The organism is Caulobacter sp. 05L422, from assembly GCF_056397765.1.
In genome coordinates this window covers 1-1,982 of record NZ_JBFTOB010000046.1, presented here as the reverse complement: position 1 = coordinate 1,982, position 1,982 = coordinate 1, and the positions used below count along the sequence as shown (strand labels likewise).

Annotated in this window: 1 protein-coding gene and 1 pseudogene; both read left to right on the top strand. The window is 69.3% G+C overall.

Features of this window, described 5'->3' with window-relative positions; translation table 11 throughout:
- Positions 1–429 (top strand): annotated as a pseudogene (locus AC1DMQ_RS25725) (methyl-accepting chemotaxis protein); the annotation flags it as partial.
- A 51-nt stretch (positions 430–480) separates the two neighbouring features.
- Positions 481–1,982: methyl-accepting chemotaxis protein (locus AC1DMQ_RS25720; protein ID WP_477036363.1), on the top strand; the 1,502-nt coding region annotated here is incomplete at its 3' end.

Here is a 1,982-nt window from a genome sequence, read left to right as displayed (position 1 = left end):
CTGACCAGCCTGGTGCCCAACATCCGCAAGACCGCCGAACTGGTCGCCGAGATCAGCGCCGCCTGCCGCGAGCAGGACATCGGCGCCTCGCAGATCAACGAGGCCATCCAGCAGCTGGACAAGGTCACCCAGCAGAACGCCAGCGCCTCCGAAGAGATGTCGGCGACCTCCGAGGAGCTGGCCGCCCAGGCCGAGGAGCTGCAGACCTCGATCGCCTACTTCCGCACCGACTCGACGGGCAGCGCCGCGCGCAAGCCGGCCCGGGCTCCGGTCCGCCGCGCCCCGACCCCGGCTCCGGTCGCCCGCAAGGCCGCCGCGCCGGCTCGTCCGACCGTGGCCGCCCAACAGGCCCGGGCCAGCGGCTTCGCCCTGGACCTGACCAACGGCGGCCCCGACGCCCATGACGCCGACTTCCGGGACTATGCGTAAGGACGGCGGTCCCCCGTCCAACCCCTTCAAGTCTCCTTCGGAGCGACCAAAGTGCGCCTGACCATCAAAGTGAAACTCGCGGCGGCCTTCGGGGGCCTCATCCTGCTCCTGGCGGGCACCTCGCTGTTCAGCATCAACAGCCTGGCCACGACCAATAGCGAGATGAACGCCCTGGTCTCCGGACCGACCGCGCGTCTCAAGGCCGCCCAGCAGCTCAACATCCACCTGCTGAACGTCGTGCGCACCGAGAAGAACCTGATCGCCGCGGACTCGCCGCAACAGATCAAGGCGTTCGAGAGCAAGATCGACGAAGATCGTCAGGCCTTCGAGGACCTGCTGGCCAAGACCGAGGAAAAGGCCACCGCCGAGGGCAAGCCGAAGTGGCAGGCCCTGGGCCGGACCTGGGAGCGCTTCGCCGCCGTCGACGACCGGATGCGCCAACTCGTCGACGAGGGCCGCAAGGCCGACGCGATGGCGCTGTCGGTCGGTGAATCGCGCCAGCTGGTGACCGACACCGGCGATCATGTGCAGGCGCTGGTCGAGCTGTCCGAGAACCAGCTGCAGGCCGCGATCGACAAGGCCGACGCCGACTACGCGGTCATCCGCTCGGTCCTGATCGCCCTGTCCGTCATCGCCGTGCTCGTCGCCACCGCCGCCGCCGTCTGGATTTCGCTGAACATCAGCAAGGGCCTGGGCAAGATCGCCGCCCTGGCCGGCGCCGTGGCGATCGGCGATCTCGACCAGCAGGTCGAGGTGACCAGCAATGACGAGATCAAGGACCTGGTCGACACCGTCAACACCATGACCGCCAATCTGCGCGCCACCGCCGCCCTGGCCGACCAGATCGCCGACGGCGACCTGACGGTGCGGGTGCAGCCGCTGTCGGACAAGGACAGCCTGGGCCTGGCCCTGGCCCGCATGGTGGAACGCCTCCAGGGCGTCGTCGCCGACGCGATCTCGGCCTCGGAGAACGTCTCGGCCGGTTCGCAGGAACTGTCGGCGGCTTCGGAGCAGGTGTCGCAGGGCGCGACCGAGCAGGCGTCGTCCGCCGAAGAGGCCTCGGCCTCGATGGAAGAGATGGCCGCCAACATCAAGCAGAACGCCGACAACGCCGCCCAGACCGAGAAGATCGCCCGCCAGTCGGCCAAGGACGCGGAGATCTCGGGTGACGCGGTCAATCGCGCGGTCAGCGCCATGCAGACGATCGCCGAGAAGATCACCATCGTGCAGGAGATCGCGCGCCAGACCGACCTGCTGGCCCTGAACGCGGCGGTGGAGGCCGCCCGGGCCGGCGAGCACGGCCGCGGCTTCGCGGTCGTCGCCTCGGAAGTCCGCAAGCTGGCCGAGCGCAGCCAGACCGCCGCCACCGAGATCGGCGCGGTCTCCAGCGACACCGTCAAGGCCGCCCAGTCGGCCGGCGAGATGCTGACCAGCCTGGTGCCCAACATCCGCAAGACCGCCGAACTGGTCGCCGAGATCAGCGCCGCCTGCCGCGAGCAGGACATCGGCGCCTCGCAGATCAACGAGGCCATCCAGCAGCTGGACAAGGTCAC